This is a genomic window from Coleofasciculus sp. C1-SOL-03 (assembly GCF_040220555.1).
In the GTDB taxonomy this organism is placed as follows: Bacteria; Cyanobacteriota; Cyanobacteriia; order Cyanobacteriales; family Coleofasciculaceae; genus Coleofasciculus.
In genome coordinates, this window is record NZ_JAVJUO010000058.1 from 1 (window position 1) to 24,453 (window position 24,453).

Annotated in this window: 23 protein-coding genes and 1 pseudogene; 7 read left to right on the forward strand and 17 right to left on the reverse strand. The window is 44.6% G+C overall.

Annotation, left to right across the window (positions count from 1 at the left end; all coding sequences use genetic code 11):
- Positions 1–451 precede the first annotated feature (451 nt).
- From dndD to dndB, 4 genes are all read right to left on the reverse strand, one after another.
- A complete protein-coding gene (dndD, locus tag RIE73_RS08230; protein WP_446400728.1) occupies positions 452–2,437 on the reverse strand; it encodes a DNA sulfur modification protein DndD in 1,986 nt (661 codons plus the stop codon).
- Between the two features lie 198 nt (positions 2,438–2,635).
- On the reverse strand, positions 2,636–4,282 hold the full coding sequence (gene dndC, locus RIE73_RS08235; RefSeq protein WP_446400729.1) for a DNA phosphorothioation system sulfurtransferase DndC: 1,647 nt from the start codon (positions 4,280–4,282) through the stop codon (positions 2,636–2,638).
- A gap of 32 nt (positions 4,283–4,314) precedes the next feature.
- Complete coding sequence (locus RIE73_RS08240; RefSeq protein WP_446400730.1) at positions 4,315–5,271, reverse strand: HNH endonuclease; 957 nt, start codon at positions 5,269–5,271, stop codon at positions 4,315–4,317.
- Positions 5,268–6,380 carry a DNA sulfur modification protein DndB gene (gene dndB, locus RIE73_RS08245; RefSeq protein WP_446400731.1) on the reverse strand — a complete coding sequence of 371 codons (1,113 nt, stop codon included), beginning with the start codon at positions 6,378–6,380 and terminating at the stop codon, positions 5,268–5,270. Before dndB ends, RIE73_RS08240 begins: the two co-directional genes overlap by 4 nt.
- A 428-nt stretch (positions 6,381–6,808) precedes the next feature.
- Here dndB and RIE73_RS08250 point away from each other — a divergent pair, with 428 nt between their 5' ends.
- Together RIE73_RS08250 and RIE73_RS08255 are read left to right on the forward strand one after the other, a co-directional pair.
- Positions 6,809–8,407 (forward strand): DGQHR domain-containing protein, encoded by a 1,599-nt coding sequence (locus RIE73_RS08250; protein WP_446400732.1) that lies wholly within the window; start codon positions 6,809–6,811, stop codon positions 8,405–8,407.
- Positions 8,408–8,512: 105 nt separating this feature from the next.
- Positions 8,513–9,250, forward strand: a complete 738-nt coding sequence (locus tag RIE73_RS08255) for a class I SAM-dependent methyltransferase (RefSeq protein WP_446400733.1) — start codon at positions 8,513–8,515, stop codon at positions 9,248–9,250.
- 85 nt (positions 9,251–9,335) lie between these two features.
- On the opposite strand, the gene RIE73_RS08260 is transcribed toward RIE73_RS08255, so the two are convergent.
- The 6 genes from RIE73_RS08260 to RIE73_RS08285 all read right to left on the reverse strand — a co-directional run bounded on the left by RIE73_RS08260 (position 9,336) and on the right by RIE73_RS08285 (position 17,267).
- Positions 9,336–9,806 carry a DNA phosphorothioation-associated protein 4 gene (locus tag RIE73_RS08260; RefSeq protein WP_446400734.1) on the reverse strand — a complete coding sequence of 157 codons (471 nt, stop codon included), beginning with the start codon at positions 9,804–9,806 and terminating at the stop codon, positions 9,336–9,338.
- Positions 9,806–11,884 carry an AAA family ATPase gene (locus RIE73_RS08265; RefSeq protein WP_446400735.1) on the reverse strand — a complete coding sequence of 693 codons (2,079 nt, stop codon included), beginning with the start codon at positions 11,882–11,884 and terminating at the stop codon, positions 9,806–9,808. The genes RIE73_RS08260 and RIE73_RS08265 overlap by 1 nt, the downstream gene beginning before the upstream one ends.
- Complete coding sequence (locus RIE73_RS08270) at positions 11,881–12,057, reverse strand: hypothetical protein (protein WP_446400736.1); 177 nt, start codon at positions 12,055–12,057, stop codon at positions 11,881–11,883. The genes RIE73_RS08265 and RIE73_RS08270 overlap by 4 nt, the downstream gene beginning before the upstream one ends.
- A gap of 1 nt (position 12,058) precedes the next feature.
- Positions 12,059–14,242: a DEAD/DEAH box helicase family protein gene (locus RIE73_RS08275; protein WP_446400737.1), complete on the reverse strand. Its 2,184-nt coding sequence runs from the start codon at positions 14,240–14,242 to the stop codon at positions 12,059–12,061.
- Between the two features lie 546 nt (positions 14,243–14,788).
- On the reverse strand, positions 14,789–15,280 hold the full coding sequence (locus RIE73_RS08280; protein WP_446400738.1) for an NC domain-containing protein: 492 nt from the start codon (positions 15,278–15,280) through the stop codon (positions 14,789–14,791).
- Positions 15,281–15,485: 205 nt separating this feature from the next.
- Positions 15,486–17,267 (reverse strand): WD40 domain-containing protein, encoded by a 1,782-nt coding sequence (locus RIE73_RS08285; RefSeq protein ID WP_446400739.1) that lies wholly within the window; start codon positions 17,265–17,267, stop codon positions 15,486–15,488.
- 365 nt (positions 17,268–17,632) lie between these two features.
- Here RIE73_RS08285 and RIE73_RS08290 point away from each other — a divergent pair, with 365 nt between their 5' ends.
- On the forward strand, positions 17,633–18,058 hold the full coding sequence (locus RIE73_RS08290; RefSeq protein ID WP_446400740.1) for a hypothetical protein: 426 nt from the start codon (positions 17,633–17,635) through the stop codon (positions 18,056–18,058).
- 347 nt (positions 18,059–18,405) lie between these two features.
- Positions 18,406–18,540 (forward strand): annotated as a pseudogene (locus RIE73_RS08295) (POTRA domain-containing protein); the annotation flags it as partial.
- Positions 18,541–18,576: 36 nt separating this feature from the next.
- Here the strand turns inward: RIE73_RS08295 and RIE73_RS08300 are convergent.
- From RIE73_RS08300 to RIE73_RS08310, 3 genes are all read right to left on the reverse strand, one after another.
- Positions 18,577–18,732 (reverse strand): hypothetical protein, encoded by a 156-nt coding sequence (locus RIE73_RS08300; protein WP_446400741.1) that lies wholly within the window; start codon positions 18,730–18,732, stop codon positions 18,577–18,579.
- A gap of 169 nt (positions 18,733–18,901) precedes the next feature.
- Positions 18,902–19,105 carry a dodecin family protein gene (locus RIE73_RS08305; protein ID WP_446400742.1) on the reverse strand — a complete coding sequence of 68 codons (204 nt, stop codon included), beginning with the start codon at positions 19,103–19,105 and terminating at the stop codon, positions 18,902–18,904.
- A gap of 155 nt (positions 19,106–19,260) precedes the next feature.
- Positions 19,261–20,304, reverse strand: a complete 1,044-nt coding sequence (locus RIE73_RS08310; RefSeq protein WP_446400743.1) for an AI-2E family transporter — start codon at positions 20,302–20,304, stop codon at positions 19,261–19,263.
- A gap of 280 nt (positions 20,305–20,584) precedes the next feature.
- On the opposite strand from RIE73_RS08310, the gene RIE73_RS08315 reads away from it, so the two are divergent.
- Together RIE73_RS08315 and RIE73_RS08320 are read left to right on the forward strand one after the other, a co-directional pair.
- Positions 20,585–20,872 carry an RNA recognition motif domain-containing protein gene (locus RIE73_RS08315; RefSeq protein ID WP_446400744.1) on the forward strand — a complete coding sequence of 96 codons (288 nt, stop codon included), beginning with the start codon at positions 20,585–20,587 and terminating at the stop codon, positions 20,870–20,872.
- A gap of 72 nt (positions 20,873–20,944) precedes the next feature.
- Complete coding sequence (locus tag RIE73_RS08320) at positions 20,945–21,112, forward strand: hypothetical protein (protein ID WP_446400745.1); 168 nt, start codon at positions 20,945–20,947, stop codon at positions 21,110–21,112.
- Between the two features lie 196 nt (positions 21,113–21,308).
- Here RIE73_RS08320 and petA read toward each other — a convergent pair whose 3' ends face one another.
- Together petA and petC are read right to left on the reverse strand one after the other, a co-directional pair.
- Positions 21,309–22,298 carry a cytochrome f gene (gene petA / locus RIE73_RS08325; protein ID WP_446400746.1) on the reverse strand — a complete coding sequence of 330 codons (990 nt, stop codon included), beginning with the start codon at positions 22,296–22,298 and terminating at the stop codon, positions 21,309–21,311.
- Positions 22,299–22,374: 76 nt separating this feature from the next.
- Positions 22,375–22,917 (reverse strand): cytochrome b6-f complex iron-sulfur subunit, encoded by a 543-nt coding sequence (gene petC / locus RIE73_RS08330; protein ID WP_446400818.1) that lies wholly within the window; start codon positions 22,915–22,917, stop codon positions 22,375–22,377.
- Between the two features lie 238 nt (positions 22,918–23,155).
- Between petC and RIE73_RS08335 the strand changes: the two genes are divergently transcribed.
- The gene (locus RIE73_RS08335) at positions 23,156–23,473 is read left to right on the forward strand and encodes a DUF3067 family protein (protein WP_446400747.1); all 318 of its coding nucleotides are present in this window, start codon (positions 23,156–23,158) and stop codon (positions 23,471–23,473) included.
- Positions 23,474–23,658: 185 nt separating this feature from the next.
- Here the strand turns inward: RIE73_RS08335 and RIE73_RS08340 are convergent, their stop codons facing one another.
- Entirely contained in the window at positions 23,659–23,976 is a 318-nt protein-coding gene (locus RIE73_RS08340; RefSeq protein WP_446400748.1) for a helix-turn-helix domain-containing protein, read from the reverse strand.
- Positions 23,977–24,108: 132 nt separating this feature from the next.
- Entirely contained in the window at positions 24,109–24,414 is a 306-nt protein-coding gene (ureA, locus tag RIE73_RS08345) for an urease subunit gamma (protein WP_446390755.1), read from the reverse strand.
- Positions 24,415–24,453: the final 39 nt, after the last annotated feature.

Consider the following 24,453-nt stretch of genomic DNA (forward strand, 5'->3'; position numbering starts at 1 on the left):
AACGAAAAATCGGGCGTTTCGGCTTTTAGAAGTGAGTTTGACCGAACCTAATTTTGTACGGTTTTTCCCCCTTGTCTTCTTTCCATCCTTGTCCTCCTTGTCTTGTCTCAACCATAAAATAAAAAACCTACACCTGTCAGGTAGGGGTGTAGGGGTGTAGGGGCGCAAGGCTTGCGCCCAGAAAGGTTGGTGCTGGGGTACTTTATCGTTATAGCACTACGGGTATACGTGAGGACATTCCCCTATTGCCTATTGCCTATTGCCTATTCCCTTTTTACCCAATTTTATTGTCCTAACCTCAATGCGTAGCGCTATATATCCCTTATGCCTTATGCATTCCGCCCTCTACCTTGTCGTTAGCCCCGATAGGAATCAGCCGGGAAAAGGCGTTGGCGGAGGCTGTTCGACAGAACGTATCGCGAAACCACCCCAACCCATTCTCCCCTAATCCTTACCAAAAATAACCCGGTTCCACAATCGTTTGCCGTTCTTTGGGGTCATAATTCAGGCAATACTCTTGGGCTATAGCATCTAATTCTCGTAGGCGTTTTACCTCAGTTTCCCGAATTTCCGTATCCGTGGATAACAGGATAACTTGATGGGACGCCGTCGGGAAATACCGTTCCACTAAATTACTCCGATGAGAGGAATCTAACCGTCCTAACGGTGTATCAATCGCCACCGGAAGATGACGCCCAGAAACACGGGCAAGTCCCCAAAGAAAGGAAATCGCTAATAGTTGTTTTTCCCCCGCCGAGAGACGGTGTTTGGGAATCGGTTGTCCTTCCGGATCATAGAGAGACAGGCTAAAGCTTTGGGTGTCAATGGCGACGCGATGAACTAAGTCTGATTTATGCAGCAGATAACGGAAGCATTCGGTAACTTCGATTTCCAGTTTGTTCAGTTTTTTCAGAGTTAATTTCTCTCGAAAGAGTTCCAATGTGGTTTTAACCTTGGCAATCGAATTAATAATATGCTGATTATTTTTCAGTTTAATCGTTTCATCCGCATAGGTTTCTAATTCTTTTTTCGTTTCCCTAATTTGACGATCTATTTCATCATAGCGACGAGAAGCATTTTCGTAAGCGGCTTTAACCTTGATCACTTGATTTTGAGCGTCAGTAAATGCCTGTTTCAGGGCGTTGTAGGCTTCTGGCGATGCAGCGGTGGCAATTTGTCGTTCTAACGCATCAATATCCATTTCTAGGGTTTGCAGGCGTTCTCGTTGGCTTTGGGCGTTGGTTTGGGCGGTTGAGAGTTCATAGTTCAGCAGGGTTTCTAGGCGAGTAATAGCGGCTTCATCGGCTAACAACCACGGTTCCTCTTGGGCGGCAATTTCTTGATCCAGTTCTTGGTTGTCACTCTCTAGAAACGATTGAATCTGATTGACTCGCTTGGGGGTTAAAGAGATTTTTTTGATATACTGAATTAACCGAGCATCCCGTTCTTTCAACACCTCCCGTGTCAGTTTAACTTGGTGCTGTTTTTGTTCCTGTTCGGCTTGGGCTTTCGCTTGTTCCAGTAGTGGGGAAATTAGAGAGAGGGGAAGCACACCCGCCGCCAGTTCTCGCATCTCTTGACGCACCTGATTCGCTTGTTCAATCAGCGTTTCCGATTGGGCTTCTAGTTGACTACGTTCGCTGGCAAGTTTACCGCCTTCGGAGACAAATTTATCCGAGGCTACCTGTTGTTCTTTTGCAGCATAGTCCAGTTTAGATTTTAGGGCGCTTAAGTCTTGTGTCGCTGCTTCCTGTTTTTCTTTTTGGTCAATAAGTTTGGCTTCAATGTTATCTAAGGTTTCCAGTTCTTTCTGATTGGCAATATCCCGGCGCTTACGACTGGCGAGAATATCTAAATCTGTGGACAGGCGTTCAGCCAATTCCAACCCCAGCAGGGATTGAATCGCACTCACCACCAGCGGCGGTGGGGTTTCTAATTCCGCCAATTCTTTGACTTGTTCGCCGTCAAAGAGAAAGAGATTGGAGATACCCAGAGGAAGCAGATTTTCGATATAGTCGTCCCAGGTATTTGCCAGGGCTTTATCGGGCCACTCTTCATCGACTAAAATACCCAGAGTATCTTTCCCATCTTTGGGGTCTTTTGTCCAATAGCGAACAATTCTCAGCGTCCTGGGTTTATCCTCTTCTACGATTTCAAACGCTAATTCAATACGGGTTTTTTCTGTGGGGGGAGTGTTACGGTTCACGCATTGGTTGAGAAAGTCGTTATAGCTTAAATTTCCCCTGGTGGAACATTGGGCGCGGGAACCGTAGAGAGTGAGGCGAATGGCGTCCATTAGGGTGGTTTTTCCACCCCCATTCATCCCGCCAAAGAGAATAATCGGATGGGTAGAATTGTTAGTTTCGGGACGGAGGTTGATGACTTGTCGCCCTTGATAGGGACCAAAGTTTTGCAGGGCGAGTTCCAGGAATATCATAGTTAGGGGCTAATGTGGACGGGCGTATAAAATCAGGGATAATCTTCAATCTAATATAAATGTCACTAACTTAAGTATTTGTCGTAAGTTTGTAGTAAGCGCTTTAGCGCTTATGGCACTAAAGTGCCTACTACGAACAACATAGAATGTGAACACCGATTGTAGAGACGTTCATGCAACGCCTCTACAATATTTTTGCTATTCGTCTACATCTTCAGTATTCTCTGAATCGGGTTCAGGGAATTTCAAACTCGCCCAGGATAGTTGTTTAGATGTCTCTTGCTTCGGCTTATCCCAAGCCTGTCTCAATTCGTGAACGTCTGACAAATCGTGTTTGATATCTTGAACTGTATTTTTCAGATGTCGCTGATAATGGGCGTGGTCAATCGCGTCTTCTTTAGAACGAGAACTGCTATTAAAGCATTTTTCCAGGCTTTCATAGATACCGCGTCGTGACTTAGTATGATATTGGCGTTCAGTGTCTAGAAGTTTTGCCATGAGTTCTAGGTGCATTTCATCCTCATCACAGATTTCTTCTAAGACTGTCCATTCATCGCTACCCAGGAGTTTACGTTCGGCGCTAGGGCGGGAATCTTGGAAGGGTTCGCCTGTAACCTCTTCATAGATACGAGGTAAGCTATCGTCAAATTCATGCTTTTCTTCTAACCAGATACGGCGAATTTCACTAAGTTCCTCTGGAGTAATCAGAGTAATATCGCGCATCTCTGGGGGCGCAGTATTTCGGACATGAGTTTGGGCTTCCAAGACTCGTCTTAACCAATGTTCTCGCCATTCTTTTTTATATGGACCAGGAATCGGTTTAACTGAAGTTTTGCCTTCAACATCGCGTTCAAAGAGTTCTACTCTACCGTAGATGCGGCGGAAATCTCTCTTATCGTGATCATTCCTTTCATCTAATTCATTACGAATATCCAGCAGAGGCTGCATCCATTCTTTCTCCTCATCATTTTGAATCATTGCCGCCATGGACTTATCCTGATTAACCATGGTGCAAACCCAACAACCAAATCGCGAATCACCACAGCTAGGCGTTGAGGTATCAACCACCAAAGGACATTCATTATCGGCTGTCGCCCCCCGATACATCGAAAATAAGTCTTTATTACTATGTCCCCACGGATTTTGCCATTGATTTAGATAAATCCAAACTTCATCCGTGCGCCAGTCTTGGATGGGGCTATAAATCAAAGCGTTAGGTAAACTCACGCTATGGTAGAGCAGTGATTTAAGAGAGTTTGAATTTAGGCGGTCACTTATTTTACCTGCTTCATGTTTTTCCATTGATGCAGCACGCCTTGTACTTTCAGCTTTGCGAGTTCCTAAAACTAAAATTACTTCGCCTTTAACTCTCACTACATCCCGAATGAAGTGGTTAGACGGATGAATTTTTAATCGTTCTGTACACCATCTGAATCCATGCCGTGGCGCTGGATAGCCTTTACCAATTAGATTAACCCAAAACGTATTTTTGATATCTGGATGCAGTAGATGGGGTTCCATGGGTAATTTTTGGGCTTGGGCAGTCATTCGCATTTGTTCTAAGGATTTGCGTACCCAAGCCGAAACGATAGGATTCTCGACTAAAGTATCGGTTGTAATAACATAAATTGTTTTCCTGCGTTTCTCTAGAGGTAAGGCGGCAATTGCATTCCAGACGAGCTGTAATGTTGCGCTGCTGTCTTTGCCACCAGAGTATCCTAAACACCAAGGTATTTCATCTAAACAGTATAATTCTTGAATTTCTTGAGTGAGTTGTTCTATGTCTTCGACTAACTCCGCAACGGTACGCGGGGGGAATAGCGACATCTGCTGGTTGTCTGTCATAGTTTAAACCTCTAGAAAGCTACGATATAGGATTAGGCATTCAGCCAAGTTCTGCGATGCCACTGAATAGCCTCAAGTCGGGGATAGTATTTCTCTGAACTAGGCAGCAAAATAGTTTCTCCATGAAACTCTCGCATGGGTCTAGCGTTTGGTGAGTCCTCCTGTAAATCGCTAGGTACTATGATTTTGTAGTCATCATCGATACAAAACCAACCATGATCAAATGCCCAATGATGATTTTTACACAGTGATAGCCCGTTATCTAAGTTGCTATCGTAAGACTCCGAAAATGGGATGATGTGTGCGCCATCTACGACGGTTTGAGTTAGCGATTTAACGACTTTTAAATGACAAAATACACACCTGTAATCATAAATTTGGATAATCGACTTCCGAAAAATGGCGTTTCTAACAACTGACTTTCTCAAAATCGTTTTAGGTTCACTCGCTTGCCTGTCTAACTCGTGCTGGGTAAAATCCTGAAAATCTTGGTTTATTTGTACAATGTCTTCGATAGCTTTTTGATTAGCTGAAAACCATGCCGCAATAATTGTATCAATTAATTCCTGTCTGGCAACTGGATCTTGTAATAAATCAAACAGTTCGTCATCTAGATTGGCATAATCAACCGCCTGTCTCAGCTTGTTGGTTGTTTTAGGCTGTAGACCATTGAATTCAGGTTTAAAAGTTACATGCCAAAACCCTTCGCTTTGTAAGTGAATAAAGGGATAGTGTAAACCCCCTTTATAGGATGAGCCAGCAGCAAGGATATTCCAGTATTTATTAAATGTTTCAATCAGTTCATCAGATACAGTAATCTGGTTGTTCGGGATTAAGTCTTGGGCAATTAGATCAATAACTGACAAAAGTAAGATTGGCTTATAGTGAGCTTCCCCACGTTTTCGGTTGCTACTGACATTGAGTTCAGCAAAACGTTTACGATAGTATGCTAGATTTCGCTTAGTTTCTGATTGCTGTTCTTGACTCATGTCTCCCTCCCAACTAAACCACTAGCATTGTCTAACTCTTCCTCCTGTGAGGTTAACGGTAAACCCAAATACCCTTTCACATAAGCCACCATCCGCCCGACACTGGTTCGCGATCGCGAAATCTGACCCTTGACCATAATCCGCCTCTCCCAATCGGGATTAGAACGCGACCAGTCAATCTGTCGCAATTCCTGCAAACGTTCTTCCCAGCTATGGGGATAAACCGAGAGTAACACTGACCCTACCGCCCCCAATCCCAAAAGTGCGATCGCGTGACTATGAACATAATCCTGGCGCATCTCCCTGGCGCTTACAGTTCGTTGTCTCACCGCCTCCCAATCTGGAATACAATAACTCACCACTTGCCAATACCGAATTGCCAAATCAATCTGCTGTTCCAATTCAGCCGTTTGCCAATCCGCCAACAGCATAGACGTAGCATTATAGAGGGTATGCAGCGTAAATAGCTTCCCCGATCGCACGGGTAATGTCCGATGTTCCCTATCTGTTAGGCTTCGGAACACATTAATATTTCTAATCACTGCTTTGACCACCGTCGCCTGGGGATGGCGATGATCATAGAGAATCGCCAATGACGCATCTGGATGAACCCCATAACGGTTGAGATCCAAAAACATCTGCTGGGAATAGCGCAAGCCAATATCCAACACTAAAATAACCGCCACCGTCTCATACCCCAACGCCGGATTCTGCTTCAGCGCCCATTCAAACGCCGCGCAGCGATGTTGTCCATCGGTAATCTGAAATCGCGCATCCATGGGAACTCGTAAGCGCCCCATTTTTCGCCCTGCTTTCTCTGTACCAATCGGTTCAAAATTAATATCAGCGTCAATGGCGGCGGTAATCGCGGAAACGGTATAATTATCCGGATTATTCAAGATATAGTTAGCAATATCTGGGACTCGTTTAGAATTTAGCGATCGCGCCACTCTCTGATCCGGCGGATTCTCCTCATCCTCCCTCGCAAACAGCTTAGGAATAAATCGCACTGGACACATGGATACATAATATTCCCGTCCCGCTTGAATCCCGCGAATGGCGGGTAAAACGTACTCGAAGGAAGGAATTAATCCTTGGTTATTGGTCATTGGTCATTCGTCCTTTGTCCTTGGTCATAGTTTGAGTAATAAAGTTTGGTTGATTTACATTGATTTACCGATTAGGAATTTTGATTTTGGGGCGGGTTTTGTTGTTCATTTATCGGTCACAAGCTAGCCCTAGTTCCTAAACCCGCCCCTACACCTGAATCATTCATTTTAATCACTCCAATTTGGGGTCAGGGCGGGTTTTGTTGTTCATTTATCGGTCACAAGCTAGCCCTAGTTCCTAAACCCGCCCCTACACGCCCTCACAGGTATTTCGTTGATGCATTAGGGAAGCCCTCTGGTGATCCAAAGATGACTCGGCAATACCCCCCTAACCTCAGTATGGCACAATTTTGGTTTTTAAAAACCTGTTTGACATAAAAATATTAAATCAGTTATTTTTAAAAACAGACTAAAATATTATAAAACCGATGAGTAGCCCTGACAAGCCAAAAGCAGACATCGCCAGCCAAATCCTGGAACAAGACAGCCAGGATCGACAGGCGCTAGCCCTGCTATTGGATCGCCATTTAGCCAGAAGCGATCGCCTTCTGGTTCAAAAAACCCAGATGGGGAGTACCGAAGCCTTTATCGGGTCTGTCACCCTAGAATGGTTAGATAGCCGCGTCCGCTTCGCCTCCCAACTCCCCCTATTCCGGCAAAAATTCGACCCCCAAACCGATAACGTCATCCGGGATGAAGAAACCGTCGATGAAATCCTGCAACGTCCCCTCGACTGGTCGCGTCAAGCCCCCCTCACCCAATACCTCGCCGCCCGCCAAGCCCACAAATTTCCCGCCGTTCTCGTCGTTCACAGCCCCACCTGGGTAGACAATCCCAAAGCCAAAGAATGGGATAAACAAGGACGCGCCCGCCAGTCTGCGGCGGATTTCATTCCCCTCGACCAAAACCAAACCGTGGGACTCCTCGATGTCTCCCCCTCCGTGTCTATCTTCGCCCTAGATGGTCAACACCGACTCATGGGCGTCCAGGGACTGATGACCTTACTCAAAACCGGGAGACTGCAACGTTATAACAAAAACAAGAAACCCGTGGGCGGTGTAATCACCATAGACGACCTGATCGACGAATACCAACTCAAGCCCGCCTACCTACAAAGTCTCGCCCAAGAAAAAATCGGCATCGAATTCATCCCCGCCGTCGCCAAAGGCGAAACCCGAGAAGCCGCAAGACGGCGCGTCCGGTCTATTTTCGTCCACGTCAACTTAATGGCATTACGCTTAAGTAAAGGACAACTCGCCCTATTAAATGAAAATGACGGCTTTTCCATCGTCGCCCGCAAAATTGCCGTCAACCATCCCTTATTAAAAGAAGTTCCTGGACGCAATCCCCGTGTCAATTGGGATAGCGCCACCGTCGCCGCCAAATCCACCGTATTAACCACCCTCCAGGCGTTAAATGAAATGTCTCAACGGTATCTAGACCATCAATTTCCTCACTGGAAACCGCCGGAGAAGAAAGGGTTAATCCCGATGCGTCCCGATGATGAGGAATTAGAAGCCGGAATTAACACCTTTAATCAATTTTTTGACCACTTAGCCAGCTTACCCAGCTATCAACGGTTAGAACAAGGAGAAGAAACCCCCCAGTTACGCCGCTTCAGCTTTGAGAAAAATGGCGGGGAAGGGAATATCCTCTTCCGTCCCGTGGGGCAAATTGCCTTTACCCAAGCCTTAGGAATTGTGGTATTTCAGAAAAAGTTATCGCTAAAAACGGTATTTAAGAAACTCAGTAAATACGACGCCGCAGGGGGATTTAGTCAGATGGAGACACCCCAATCCCTATGGTATGGGGTCTTATTTGACCCGAATAAAAAGCGGATCATGGTATCGGGACGAGATTTAGCCGCCCGATTACTGATTTATATTATTGCGGGGACAGAAGATGGGATGGAAAAGGCAGAACTGCGGCGAGAATTAGCCGAAGCCAGAACGATTGAAGGGAAAGCCGTTGGGTTTAATGGTAAGTTTGTCAAGCCCAGAGACGTGGGACTTCCACCTGTGTTGTAGTTAACTGGGCGGTTGAAACCGCAACTACACAAACCAAACCCGCCTGCGCGGGTTTTAAAACCCCTTCACCTTAGTCCAGCGACTCGCCTCGACACCCAATAACCAATGAACATTTTCTTGGAAATTTATCAAAACCTACCCAGAGAAGCCCCCGGTGACAACGCTTCTACTCGCCAAGCCTTTTCCCTACTGACCAACTTACCCCCACAACCCAAAATTCTAGACATCGGCTGTGGTTCAGGGATGCAAACTATCGAACTCGCCAAACTAACCAATGGACAAATTACCGCCGTAGACACTCATCAACCCTATTTAGACGAATTGCAGCGTCGGGCGCTAGCTGAGGGCGTTTCTGATAACATTAATCCCCTCAATCAATCCATGTTTTCTTTAGACTTTGCCCCCCATAGCTTTGACATCGTATGGTCAGAAGGGGCAATTTACATCATGGGGTTTGAAACCGGACTAAAATCCTGGCAAACTCTTCTCAAAACGGGAGGCTATCTCGTTGTTTCCGAACTCTGCTGGTTACAGCCAAATCCCCCAACTGAGGTAAAACAATTTTGGCAAGTCAATTACCCCGACATGAAAACAATTGATGATAATCTCCAACTTATAGAAATGTCAGGATATCGCCAACTCGGTCATTTTGTCCTTCCCGAATCATCCTGGTGGGACAATTATTATACTCCCTTAAAGGAAAGAATCGAGGATTTACGTCAGAAATACAGCGATGATCCGCAAGCGAATCAGGATATCGATAATGAGTTCCAAGAGATAGAAATCTATCAGAAGTATTCAAATTGGTATGGCTATGTATTTTATATCATGCAAGTTCAATAATTTATACTTTTATTGAACTAAGCAAACTCATCGAGACGATAAAAATTGGTTGCTGCAATACTCCCATTTGTACATAAAAAACCTTTTAACCTGCCAAGAAATCAAGAGCCTCTGAAGGTAGTCCTTCCAAACCAGGAGGGGGTTCGACCGTATTTTTATCTACCTCAGCAAGAAGGGACAAAAAATTGTCAAGCATATCGCCAGGAGCATCAACACAGTGAGTTTGGATGTACTCTAGTCCCGCCGCCGCATACTCTTCAAACACTTTGATCGGATCGTCTTCCTCTTCTTGGCGATCGCGACCCAGTATATCGAGGGACTCTGACTCAGCCAGAGCTAAAGCGTGGATAAATACATCATCATTATTTCGTTCAAAAATCTCCCAACGAATGCCATGCTCAGCCTTTCCTCTAGGCTCTCGCTTCCCAATAAAATACCAACCTACTGCCGCAGCAAACATCATAACGGCTTGTTTCGTCTCAAAAATTTTCTGCTCTAATAACTTATCAATAAGCTTCTCAAACTTTGCGGGTCTGTAAATGCTTCGTTCTCCCATTAAAGTTCCACCTCAACAATCATTGTTTTTTCAAATCCATCCTTTGACTCTTGGACATATCTATATTGACGCCCCCGTAAGGTAATATTCTTAGTTCGCTTTTTAGACGTTGAGCATTGTAATACCCACTCATAACCAATTCTTGCTTGTAACTCCTCTTCAACTTCCTTTTGCCATTGAGATTCAGAAACTAAGACGATAACCTGTGGAGCAAGAGTAGGTATCCATCGAGCCACATCTCTTTTATACTCAGGTTCAAGTTGACCAAAGGCTGAATCTATGACCAGTGGGTAAAGTCCTCCTTTAAAGAGTATCTTTTTATCAGCCTGTTCATCGTAAGTCGAGCGAGCTTTATCCACCAAACTACCAATAAATGCTAAACTTAAAACTTGCTTTTCACCTGTAGAAGCTCCCCGAACTGGTTCCTCAACACCACCGATATTTTTGGTCAAACGAAGGTGATATTGGCGATCAAGTGAAGCTTGATAGTCTTTGATGGCAATTCGGTTCCATACTTCAGCCAATCGTTTTGACAAATCTTTACTCAATTGCTCGTGGCGAAGATTCCGTATCGCCTTGATCGCTGACCTGACATTTGATAAAACGGTTAGACGACGTTGAGCAATTTTTCCCTGTTCATCTACCTTATCTAGATTTTTAATTTCTTGGTCTTTCTTCTGGATCTGTTCGTCTAAATTATTAATATCTTCGTCCTTTTTGCTAATCTCAACAGTTAAATTTGTGATATCTGTATCAATTTCTCTTCTTCGGGCTTCCAGTCTACCATGATCCTCAGCATACTCTCGACTGCCAATTTTAGAAGAAAGTTCACTAAGTTCCTCTTCGAGACAACGGATTTCCTGATAGATTTCGCCTCGTTTTCCCTGAACATCCTTAATATCTTGTAAAACTGTTTTGCGTCGCTTATGCAGGGATTCTAGTTTAGCTTTTGTCACAGATACAGCCGCTTCGAGTTCCTCTGAACCTACACGATTTCGCCATTCAGTTACGCAATTATAGGGATGTTCCCCCTCAGCTAGCTTCCGTCCACAGATACACTCACCTTTCTCCAAAAGTTCACTGACAAACTGACGTTTCATGGGAATTGGTAATTCGCCTTTTTTGTGAGCGGATGCTAGTATTTCCTTTGCTTTGGTTAAAACATCCGGAACTAAAACTAAATAGCCATGTCTTGATAACTCCCGCGCTAAGTCGCTGCACTTTTCTTTCAGTTGTCTTTTTTTTGATTCCAGTTCTTGTTCTTTCGCTTTTCGTTCAGCTTGCCATTTTGCCAATTCAGGCATTTCAGAAAGCTTTGAATCTATTTTATCTTTCTCATTTTGAAGCGCTTGGAGATTAGTGCGTAATTGGGTAAGTTCCCCTTGCACATTATTTTTTACTTCCTCAAGCTGGTCGCGTTCTTGGCGAGTTTTTTTCCCTTCTTCACCTGCATGTTTCGTTACTTCGTCACTCAGAGCTTTAGCTACCTTACCATTACTATCCAGATGAGTGATAGCGCGATCGAAGACTTCAATGTCGAGAAGAACCTTAACGCTTGACTCAATTTGCTCGTAGGCTTGTTGACTTGCTAGTTTTTCGATGCGTTCACCATTAAAAAAGAAAAATGGATAAAGTGCCTTGGGTAATAGCTGTTCTAGAGTGTCTTGGGGATTACCAGGTTGGCGAACTTCTCCGGTTTCATCAATATACTTTAATGTTAACTCAGCAGGTTTGTAAATCCATCGTTTCCCTTGATTATCCTTGCTAATCTCGATTCTCCGCTCAGCGGTATAGTCTCGTCCTTTATCTTGAAATATAAGTTTTACAGATGTTCTGAGATTTTTCCAGGGTTGAATTTGGACGAAAGCTGCTTCTGTTTCCAAATACTCTGGATTTTCAAAATCAGGTGAAAATTCTCCGTAGAATAGCCAAATTAATGCATTAAGTAATGTGGTTTTTCCTGATCCATTGAATCCATGAATAACAGTTACATTGTTTTGGCTATCCGTAGAAAAATTGATTATTTGTTTACCATGAAATTGGCGAAAATTTTCCAGTGTTAATTGTTTGAAAATCATTTAACAATCTCCGTAATTGCCTGCCAAATATCGTCGTTAATTCCTCTGGGTGTTTTCATGTATAACTTATCCCGTTCAGCTTTAACGACCCTCCACAAAAGTTCTCGTTCTTCAGAACTTAAGCGTTTAAGGATAGCCTCAGTTTGTTGCTTTACATCTTCAAACTCGGACATTTTATTCCTCCGCACTGAGAGCAAGCAAGTTTAAGCGATCGCGTAAATCTAGTAACTGATGAAGCGCCTCTGGACCATTGACAGCGAGATTAGCAAATTCGACGACCCGTCTCAACTCCTTACCAAACAGGCGGCGAATCAGGGCATAATATTCTGAGTTAGGTCGAGTTAGTTCTATTGGCGGTTCAACGACAAAATCAAATATTTCTGCCATTTGCTTTCCTGGTGAAGTGCGTAAAAGACGACCCCGACGTTGAATAAACTGACGGGGGTTGGAACTGCTAGCCAAAATAAAAGCACGTCGTATTTCTGGAATGTCAACACCCTCATCTAAACATCGAATAGCAATCAGACATTGAATGTCCCCTTGTGCGAACTGATGCCGTAATTCCTCTCGGCGACTCAGAGGGGTTTCGGCAGTGTACTTAGCAACCGTCATGCCTAAGTCACGACCTAACAGCCTCGTAACTGCGTCAATTTGACGTTCTAAAGACTGCTCAGGTTCTGTTTCGACAGTACCATCACCACAATAGATCAGATTATGGGTGCTGTGCCGCAAGGGAGTAAACAGCGACTGTAATGCCTTGAGTTTCCCTTGTGCTGTAGCGATGAGACGCGATCGCTGGATTAATAAAGCCTCAAGCCCTGTAGAAGCTTGGTCTAAATCATGATTATTTTTCCCTAAAGCGCGAGCAATCTTGAGTGTCAACTCGTAATACCGCTCAAATTCATCATCAGTGAGTTCTACAAGTTGAGGATAGTAGCGGTATGGACAAAGCACTCCATCCTCAAGCGCTTCCCGCAGGGTGTAGTGAACTAAGGTTGAGCCAAAATAGTCAGTTAGCGCCTGAGTACCAGTCGCATCAAACCAGCGCTCTGGTGTAGCAGAAAGTCCTAGTCGATAACAAGCATTCTCCGGTAAGCAAGTCCGCAACTGCTCTGCACCCAGATTATGAACCTCATCGACAATCAAGAGGAATCGGCGAGAGACTTTGCGAATTTGGTGTTGGAAGAGTGCAGAGGAGAAGGTGGCATTGGATGTAATAATACTTGATAGAGGTATAATTCCGGCTGTTGAGTTGTAGATCCGAACGGATAACTCTTGTTGCCATCGAGTGCGACTGACTGCACAAGGCAACGGATTGAGTCCAAAGCGCCTTGCTTGTTCTATCCACTGACTGATCAGGTGCAGGTAAGGGCAGATGATGACAATTAGTAATGGAGAGCCGATATACTCATAAAGCTTGGCAGTAGCAGCAAGTGCGGTGATGGTTTTACCACTACCCGTTGCCATTTCCAGAATTCCTTGTCCAGCATTAGCAAACCACTCGCCTATCGCTTGACGCTGGTGTTCGCGTAAAGTTATGTCACTAGGAATTTTGAGCGTTTCGTTTTGATATCTCAAAGGGTCACTCTCCTTCGAGGAAGTTATATTATAACTTCCTTTACTTTCTGAAACTGATGATCGGTTTGACTTTGATTGACGTTCTTCTATTGGCGGGGGGTATTCCGGGCGTAATCGCAAGAGCGATCGCGCGGCGGCTTCGGGAAACTTAATTACCTCTACCTTGGGCGTCTGGTTATCCCACAACCGCTGAAAGTTTTCCGCTTTTCTCAATACCCGTTCTTTGACACCCAAATGCCAGGAACAGAAGACATCAATACATTCAAAGTTATCAATTAACGCCGATGAACTCTCATTAGCTGAACCCGTAAAGGCGACAATATTATCCTGATTATCAGCAAAAATACCTAACTTTTCATGATAAATTCCCGGTTGATCAAGATTACTGGCTACAGCTAACTTAATTTCTAATATCCCTTGTCCCAATAACCAAGCTAAACAGGCTAATCGATCGCGCACAACTTGCTCAAACTCTTGGTCTAACTCACGCAAAAGCGTATCAGTAATCACATCTTGGCGTTGCTTCAATCCTTTCGCGATCGCCTCAGCATCCTCTGGCGACAAATAGGGAGAAGCCACCAACTGCATCTTGCCACCCGAACGAATCAGCGCGGTGATTCCTCTCGCCGCCGCCGCCATTGAGGTACTGGAGAAAAAGCCAACGGCTCGTTTGTAAACGGTAGCATTTGCCAGACAGGGGAGATAGAAATCGCGAATAATATCACCGCGATCGCTACGGTATTCATCCTGAATCGATAAATCCCTTAATCCCACTGTCATAGCCTCTTAATCTAGACTTTGGTCATATCTTCATATATAGCAATTCTCTTGGAGATGTGAAACTCACGGGTGTAGACAAAGAGAACAGGGAAGATGAGGAACGAGAGCCGATGATTTTTTTGTGTGATCAGCTACAAAACCATCCCTGTTAGGATGAAGGGCGGGTTTTGTTGATAGGTTATTGGTCTATACCAAAATTAAACGGCTAAACCCGTCCCGACAATTTATCCTTCACGACCTTCGAGTTTATGCTTATTTCACTAACTTTGATTAAACCGACGTACACGATCAATATATTATTTAATCGCTATACTGTACACGGTATCTTTAATATCTTCGTTTAAATATGCCATTATACTCTGAACAAATTGAGAATATAATCAATGAGATTGATCGCCTTGCTGACCCATTTTTCTGAAATTACTTGGCTGTTGTTGCTCCCAGTCTCAATCGTTAACCTGAAGTTCTCGATGTACAGATATACTCTACATAATTAGACAGTCTTATTCTATGATTATTTTAGCAATCACGCCCTCAAACAAGCACCTACGTAGACCTTTTCATGTTTTTGCGATCGCGCTTTTCCCAAAACTCATATCGCATGGCTTGTTCTGCCTCTAATTTAGCTGTTGTAGCCGCCTCTAAGTCTTCATTTAATTTTTTGATAATCGCTTGTTCTAGCTGAACGTACTTCATCCCGCGAACCGTTAAGACAGGTTGGACTAGAGAAATAACATTGGCTCCTATTTTTGTATGGGAATTGACTTGAGTTTGACCGGAATAACGCCTTCCGATCATGACATACCAGGCAAACATTTCACAATTGTTGCTGTGAATATTGTAGCAACCGAACTTTTCTGGATATTCCTTAACTCGTTTCTCTTGCTCAGGAGTTAATTTTGCACCGTTTCCATTGTATTCAATGCCGTTTGCACCCCAGCCAATAGAATTATTGAAGGTTCCATCTGATGAAATAAAGTAATGCCGAGCTATCCCCAACGTTGATTCAATGGGCAAGCTATAAATGGATGCTGTCATGAAAGTGTTGCCAAAATCTACTCTTCTTCAAGACTAATTAATTGATCACGGTTCAATTCATTTACTAGATTTACACAGCTACAATGATGGATTAGATTTGCCTATTTTATGGGCGCACGTCGGTATTTTATGGGCGCACGTCGGTGCGCCCCTACGGTTTGGAGGATGTATTTATAATTCCTCAAAGAAGGTGTGCCACACTATACTAATTTAAACCCTGACTGAATTTCTGCAAAAAGGCTTCATACGCCTGATTAATTGCTTGCATTTTGGCTATAGCCGTAGCCGAGGAATTGATATCCGGGTGATATTTACGAGCTAATTTACGGTATGCAAACTTAACACTGTTGATATCGGCGTCCATTTCCACGGCTAAAATTTCCCACCATTCACCTGATAATCCCGACTCAAAGGGGGTAGTTTTAACACCAAACTGGTTACGCCAAATCTTAATCGTTCCTGCTTTACCACCACTGACTAAGATTTGTCCATCTGGGCTGAAAACCACAGGATTACATCCAGCCAGTGTGCCAAGTAATTGACCTGTTTGTACATTCCAAAGATGGACAGCATTCCTGTCAGCACTTGCCAAGAGTTTTCCATTCGGACTGATGGCAATGGCAACGATCCCCTTTAATTGTTTATCTAGAGTTTTGAGTAATTTTCCTGTCTTGATATTCCATATTTTCACCGTCCCATCGGCGCTACCACTTGCCAGAATTTTGCCGTCGGGACTGATAGCCACCGATGTCACCCAGTTAGAATGTCCGGTAATAATCTGAGGTTGTTTATAACTGCTTAAAGACCAAACCCGAATCGTTTTATCTGCACTACCACTAACCAGCGTTTGACCATCTGGACTGATAGTAATCGACCAAACTGTGTCTGAATGAGCATTCAGGGTACGTTTAAGTTCTCCAGTGTATCCACCCCACAATCGGATTGTTTTATCACCACTCGCACTAGCCAGAATCTTTCGATCTGGGCTAAATGTCAGGCAGGAAATAAAGCCTAAATGACTGTAGGTGGAATTCGGGTAAAAGAAGGGATGTAGCAATGCTTTACTATCTACCTGCCAACTGGTGATTTTATTGTCAAATCCACCAGCAACCAGCTTTTTTCCCTGGGGACTAATCGCCACGGCAAAAACTTCTTTAGCTTGTCCAAAGAAAGTAAAATCCCGTTTTCCGGTTTTCAAGTCCCATAAACTAACGGTTTGATCTTCGCTTCCACTTGCCAAAATTTGTCCATCGGCGCTAATCGCGATCGCGGTAACTCTTGCTTGATGTCCTTTGAGAATATTTATACATTGCCAACTCGGAGACGCTTGAGACTCAATGGCAATGGTTTTGACTTGATTTTCCGGTTTCTCAAAATTACTGAAAATTTGATTATCTGATGGAGAATTAGCAGTCGATTTAGCTTTTTGTTGCTGTTGAGCCTTTAGCGCCTCCAACTCTTCCTCAATTTCTAGAGCCGCGAATTTTTGTTTCCAACTATCTTCGGCAAATACGGGATCTAATTCCAGAAGTGCTTGAGTATAGGCTTCCATTTCCAGCACTTTAGTTTCCATGCGCCCAAAAGCGTCTACAGCACCTGCCATTCGTTGTCCAGGTTCTGGTTTGCAGGCTTTATACAACCCATAAACACCCAATCCAACTACTCCCCCAGCCATTGCCATTGTACCCATACCAATGCCAACAGCGCCAAAACTTCCAGCTAATCCCATACCGCCAATGGTTGAGGATACATAAGCACCACCAACAGCACCCATTCCAATTGCGCCAAATGCTTTAGCATCCCCTGCTTCAATTGCCTTAAAAGCACCATACGCCGCCGCACCCGCCACCGCACCTGCTGCGGTAACTGGAGTCATACCAATGGCTACTCCGCCAAATCCGCCCACTAATCCCATCGTGCCGATTGTGGCAGATACACCAGCGCCAGCCGTAGCGCCACTGGCAATAAAAACTACACTATCTTTCATCGGTTATACGTTATGAATTTATCTTTTTTGTCCAATTTCCAATTTAGCTCATCTGCTGCTTGAGCTTACTATTAACTAATCAGGACACGATGGTATCGTGTCCCTACCGAATTCAATGTTCAATCTAATCTTTTTACACGTCTTTACCTAGTTTACCCATTCGACACCCAAATAATTTAGCGATCGCGAAGTCTTTACTCACACTTTACAAATGCTAATTACGGTTGTTTGAGGCAGTTTTTTAACGGATAAAGTGTCTTTCTGTCATCAGCAAATTCCCGTAAAGCGATCGCGTGGGATGACGGAGGCGATTATCCGTAGAAGGAGAGACGCTGGAGATAGGAGTTCACCTCAATTAATCTACAATGAAAGACAGCGTAACCACTAACCCTTTCGGGCAACCTGTAACGGAGATTAAGGGAAAATCTGGAATAATCTGGGGAAATGTGGTTGTTCCGGCTAGTGGTCGCTCAAAGATTACGATAAAACTGCTCGATGATTTATTGCAAACTAGAATTAAACTCGCTTATGGTTTGGAAAATAAAGAAATTCACACTCGTCTTGATGATATTGGCTCAATCGAAATCGTTGAAGGTCGCCTTTGGTGGCTATTATGGCTAGGACTAGCTACAATTTGGTTTTATCTCGGCATAATTTTCATTGTTTTATTTTTCTTGATCAAGCAACGTTGGATAGTAATTTATACTAAAAGTATTAATTTAGTCGTATTTTATAAGGAAGCGGAAAATGTTGAGCAGTTTAGAACTACGATTTTGGCTACACTCCGTTAAATTGTAGGTAGTTGTAGAGTAGGATCGCCTATAAAAATGTAAGTAAAATTATCCCTAGCGAATAATATCATCGCGATCGCTACGATATTTATCCTGAATCGATTTATCCTTCACGACCTTCGAGTTTATGCTTATTTAAGTAAGTTTGATTAAACTATTTTCGCGTTGGCGGAGCCTGCTGAAGAAGGAACGTATCGCGTTTTTTCCAGAGCCTACTCTTCTTCAAGCTTACTATCAACTGATCAGGGCACGATAATATCGTGTCCCTACCGAATTCAATTATCCCTAATCTAGGGTAGGGAACATTGCCGTGCCCCTCACTGGGTAACTTTTAACTTCAGAATGCCACGGATGCGATCGCGCAACTTTATCGTGATGCTGGATACTTTACCTCGATAGCGATTTTGCCGCAACAGAATGTCACCGATGGTGTTATTACTATTCAGATCATGGAACCTTATACCATTACGAATGACAAATGACGATCCTCACCATTAACGTTAATTTTTCCCACCTACTTACTGATCTTTTTCCTTGGCGGGATCAACAGGTGTCGGTCGGGGTGGTGGTTGCACAGGAGGTGGAGGGGGTGGTGGTTCTACCGGAATGGCATCGGGTTTAGAAGGTTCAGGGGGTTTGGCTGGTGGAACAGGTGTTTGTGTGGATTCAATCATCAAAAAAAGCCTTTATAGTCTTGCAGAACGTATCTTTTCTGATATTCTAATAAGCTGTTCGGCATTTAAACCTTAATATCAAAAATGGCTCTCGCCCTGGTAGGGCGAACATCTGGCTCGCGACTAATACCCAATTTAAATGCGTGGCAGCTTTGTTTAGAGGATTAGATTAACGCTCGACCTTAAAAGCGACATGCATCGTCACCTTGTAGGTTACGATCTTATCGTTTTCTACATCAGCTGTCCAATTGATAATTTCTATTCCGCTAATGCCCTGTAGAGAAGCGGCTGTTTCGGCTAAACCTTGTTGTATGGCGTCATCAAAACTTTTTGACGAGGAAGAAACAACTTCAATAACTTTAGCAACAGACATAAATCGTCTCCTATAGCTGTCTTCACTTAGAATAGCGACTTGGATTGGGCGTTTAGCCTATCTGTGGGTAGAGATTTCAAGTGATTGTCAAATCCCTACAAATGACGAATGACAAAGCATGATCCCTGCTGTCAAGTTTAATTGCCCCCACCCACTTACTTCAATTTCTTTTTCAACTCTGGGTCATCCGTATCGCCAAACAGGAGTGCGATCGCGCGGGTTGATTTAAACTCTTGGCTAAATACAATCAGAGATATGGTCATGGGAATACCCAGTACGGCGCCCGGAATCCCCCACACCCAACCCCAGAATACAATCGACAATAGCGCTACAAAGGGTGAAAGCTTGAGGGTACGTCCCTGGAGGCGCGGATCAACGAAGTTGCCTAAAATCACCTGAATGACAGCCAAACCGACTAACGTTGCTACTCCTCGCCCGATTCCCTGAAAAATGAGCACCAGTAGGGTTGGCGGGATCACCGCGACAATCGAACCGAGAGTGGGGACGTAGTTGAGAACAAAGGCGACTAATCCCCAAACCAAAGCAAAATCTACGCCCAACACCCAACACCATATACCTGTCAGTATGCCTGTCAGGACACAGGTGAACGACTGAATGAGAAGGTAACCTCGCAGCTTATCGCTCATTCTCGCGACAGCATTGATCACCTTCGCACTGGTTTTGGACGCTAAACTCCGTTCAATTTTCTCTCGGTACTGTCCGACTTCGAGTAAAAGTAAGACGAGTAGCGAGACCATTAAAATAAATAGGCTTAACCCATTCCAGAGAAACTTGAGTCCGCCGATCGCTTCATTGGTTAATTGACCCTGGGAATCTTGGGAGGATAACTGTTCCACGGGAAGCCCCCGTTGTTTTGCCCATGCCATCGCATCTTGGAACATCTGCTGCAAACGGTCAAGGTATTGAGGTGCTTTAGGTTCCACAATTTCTGCACTCAATAGCAGTGCGCCGATGGCTAACCCAACAACGCCAGCCAGAACCAGCATGACAATGACCAAACTCAGCCAATGGGGTACGTGACGATTCAGCCAACGTTGCAGAGGATTGACTAACACGGCGATGAAAAAAGCAAACGCTAAGGGTATGGTAATCGCACTGGTTGCCTTCAGCGCCGCGATCGCTAAGATGATGGCGATGATTGTCAGTAGAGTTTGAATGGTTTTTGCCGATACGCGCATAGACAGGTCTTGAGAGATCTACCTATTGTCTGCGATCGATGCTTTCCCCTGTCATCTACCTCAAGACTTGGCTTGAAAATGCTTAGCCTGCATGTCTCTCAGTGGAATGATCAGCAATATCCCCTAACCGGGCAGGAATTCGTTACAATGTCTATTGAGACTCAAAGCGGTGACTACGTTTGTTTTCAGTATTCATAGGTTTTTCCCCTAAAGTATTGACAGGCTGTTCTCCGAAATCTTGGCTCTCGACACACTTTTTGATTGGGGAGAACATCAATCGATGTCAATTTATGTAGGCAATCTCGACTATTCCGTTACCTCTGAAGACCTTAGCGAAGTCTTTGCCGAGTATGGTACCGTCAAGCGAGTTCATCTGCCGACTGATCGCGAAACAGGTCGCCTGCGGGGGTTTGGCTTTGTGGAAATGGGGACCCAAGACGAAGAAGCCTCAGCAATTTCTGAGCTAAACGGCGCTGAATGGATGGGTCGTGAACTCAAGGTCAATCAAGCGCGACCTCGTGAAGATCGTGCAAAAAGCGGTGGTGGTCGCAGAAACAACCGCTTCTAGGTTTTGAGTTGACTGTGGCGCTTATGTGTGAATCTACAGAAGCGTTTTGTTGTATTGATGGAGACATCTAAAATGGCTAAACGCCGCAATTTGAAAAAAGAGAAAGCCTCTCGCAACCAAGCTTATGCTCGGCAGTTTCGCAAGAAGTCTTCTTCTTCGTCTTTCTCAAGAAACAAGCGCTTTTTTGGGAATCGCGAGACCAAAAACGAAAATGAAGGTGAACAAAAAGAGGCTGAGTAGTCATTAGAGGCTGCTGAATAAGTGCTGTGGTGGGGAGAGGCAATAGGGAATAGGCAAGAGTAATCAACCTTATGCCTGCTGCCCTCTACTTCCTATCTTTTGCTATAAACACTGAATAATATAAGGGACAGGCTAGTTAGCCTGTCCCTTATTAGTTTGCATGAAATGAGTTGGCTGCAATGAACTAGCGCCGAACTTAGAAGTTCATTTCTGCCGCTTGTACTTTCTCAATCTGCTTTTTCTTCAAGACGAGGAAGAGTTGAGAAAACATAATTGCACCAATGAAGACCATTAGCCACTTAATCCGAGCCGGGTCTTGTAAGACAATTTCGCCGTCTACTTGACCAAATCCACCGACATTAGGATCAGTGGTTAACGCCTCACCTGCGGCGACCTCTTGCCCTTCGGAAACCACCAATTCGGGTCCTGCAGGAATGGTATTTACAACGGTGTCACCCTCAGGGGTTTGAAGAGTAACGTCGTAGCCGCCTTCTTCTAATTTGGTAATTTGAGAAATTAAACCGGCTTTTGTGGAATTGTAGACCGCGTTGTTACTCTTATTCCCAGCCGGATAAACCTGACCACGACCTCGGTTAGCGCCAACGTGAACCGAGTATTTACCAAAATGGACATCTTTTTCTGTTTTTGGATTCGGAGAAAGAACTGGGAAAACAATTTCTTGATACTGTTCACCCGGTAGGGGACCAATAATCACTACGTTTTCCTGGTCGGCGCTATAGGGCTGGAAGTAAAGTCCGCCAACTTCTTCCTGTAATTCTTCAGGAATGCGGTCTTCGGGAGCAATTTTAAAGCCCTCGGGTAACATGACCACAGCGCCGACATTCAGACCGCCTTTGGAACCATCTCCTAAAATTTGTTGGGTATCAAGGTCATAGGGGATTTTCACCACAGCTTCAAAGACAGTATCCGGTTTAACGGATTGGGGAAGTTCCACTTCTGTGGGTTTCGCGGCGAGGTGACAGTTGGCGCAAACAATCCGTCCAGTGGCTTCGCGGGGAGTTTCCGGGGCGGTTTGCTGCGCCCAGAACGGATAAGCCGCCGCCGATTGGGGAAGGGAAATATCACTAATGAAGAAAAATGCCGCTGTTGCCAAAGTCAGCAAGAGGGCTTGGGTAATAATCCGCTTGCTGCTTTTGTACATCACCGATAAAGAAGGTGTTCTCATCGCTTAAGGAAAAAATTCACAATTCAAAAATGGGTCATGTCATTTGCCCCTCACTCAGGACAAATGACGAAAACTATTAAGTCCACCAGGGATCGTCATCCGTGCGGAAATCGGTTTCCGTCCACTGGGAAAAGGTCAGGGTATCCTCTTCGGTGACGTTAGCGTGAACCAAGGCTAATGACAAGGGGGCTGGTCCACGGACTACTTTGCCCTGACTGTTGTACTGAGAACCATGACAAGGACAGACGAATTTGTTCTCACTGGCATTCCAGGGAACCACACATCCTAGGTGAGTGCAGATCGCGTTGATTCCGTAGTCCGCGATCGCTTTGTCTTCGGTTACGACGACGTAAGTGGGATCACCTTTGAGACCTTGAGCCAAGGTGCGATCGCCTGGGTTATGGTTGCTTAAAAACTCGCTAACCTGGATATCATTGCCCAAAGCATCTTTCGCGGTGACACCACCGCCAGCACCACCACTGGATGGAGGAATAAAGTATTTGACGACTGGATAAAGGGCACCAACGAGAGTACCCGTAATCGTACCAAACGCCAAAAGGTTCATAAATTGACGACGCCCCATATCGGGGACATCTGGGGAGCCAGATACTTGAGCCATAACTGAACGCCTAAGGGTATATTTTTTTAACAACTCTGGGATGATTCCCAGCATTTTCTTTACCCCGCTCCTTTTATGAAGAGGGATTCAACCGCGAGCAGGGTTGCCACAATCCTTATGTAAGTAAGGATTTAAGGCGTAAGCTATGAGTATTATTACATTTTTTGTACGCTTCTCATAAAGTAAAGAAACTTTATCTTTGTAAAAAAATGTAAACAATCAGCCAGGTAAGGGATCTATGACAGGACAAGAGTTGCACCAAATCCTGCTCAGCAAGTGGGGACGCTCTTATGACATCCAGCTTCGGCGGACTCAGGGAAAAATTTTTGTTCAGGTGATGTGGAAGTACCTAGAGCAGAAGTCGTTTCCCCTGTCCGAAGTCGAGTATCTAGAGCGTCTGGACGCCATTGCCCATTATCTCAATGGTTGGGGTGCGGTTCCCCAAGTGCAAGAGTACATCGAGCAAACTCGTGAACGTCCCCGACTCGGAAAAGCGGTGAGCATTCCGATTGAGATGGGGGAACGGGCGTCGGAATGGATATTGGATGATGTGTAGGAGGCAGGAGGCAGAAGGCTGGTAGGAACACAATACCGCCTACTGGACTGACACAGCTAAAATTGTGGAATAGATTTTACCATTGAATCGGGCGCAAGCCTTGCGCCCCTACAGTTTCTGGATGCTCTAATTCATCAAATAAGGTGTAACACGCCACTGCGATCGCGCCCAAGTTTGACAATTTCCTAGTTTTGAACATCACTAAGACGTATCGGTTCTTTATTCGGAATTCTGACAATAATTTCCAGAGTTCCACCCAAAGCATTGACAACGGCTCGAAGTGTATTTAATTCCAGATTTTGCCTACGTTCCAGCTTGGATATTGCTGGTTGCTGTACCTCAAGACGCTCAGCTAATTCTGATTGAGATAAACCGAGTTTTTCCCGCAGATGTCTCAGCGTAATTTCTTCAAGGCGAATTTGGGACGCTCTGGTTTCAATTCGTTCTTGTCTCTCTCTGGGAAGTTTATTTAACTCTTCAGATAGGGTAGTATATTTTGTCATTCACTTTAACCACAATATATTCCATCTATGGAATATTAGCAATATTTTCTTTGGCGCATCACCCCAAATCAAATAAGGTGCTAATGGAGAATCTTCTTCTGTAAGCTTTGTCTGGGTTTGGTGACCAAATCCCTACGAGCGAATGGGATTATGAACTGTGACGAGTTTCGTGCCATCGGGAAATGTGGCTTCAACCTGGACTTCCTGCACCATCTCTGGTATGCCGTCCATGACATCATCCCGTGTTAGCAGAGTGGTTCCATCACTCATTAACTCCGCCACCGTGCGCCCCTCTCTCGCCCCTTCTAAAATAGCCGCCGAAATATAGGCGACGGCTTCGGGATAATTTAGCTTGAGTCCGCGTGCTTTACGTCGTTCCGCTAATAGGGCGGCGGTGAAAACCAGTAATTTATCTTTTTCCTGGGGTGAGAGTTGCATAATAGCGATGGATAATTAGACAGTAGACGCGATTGAATC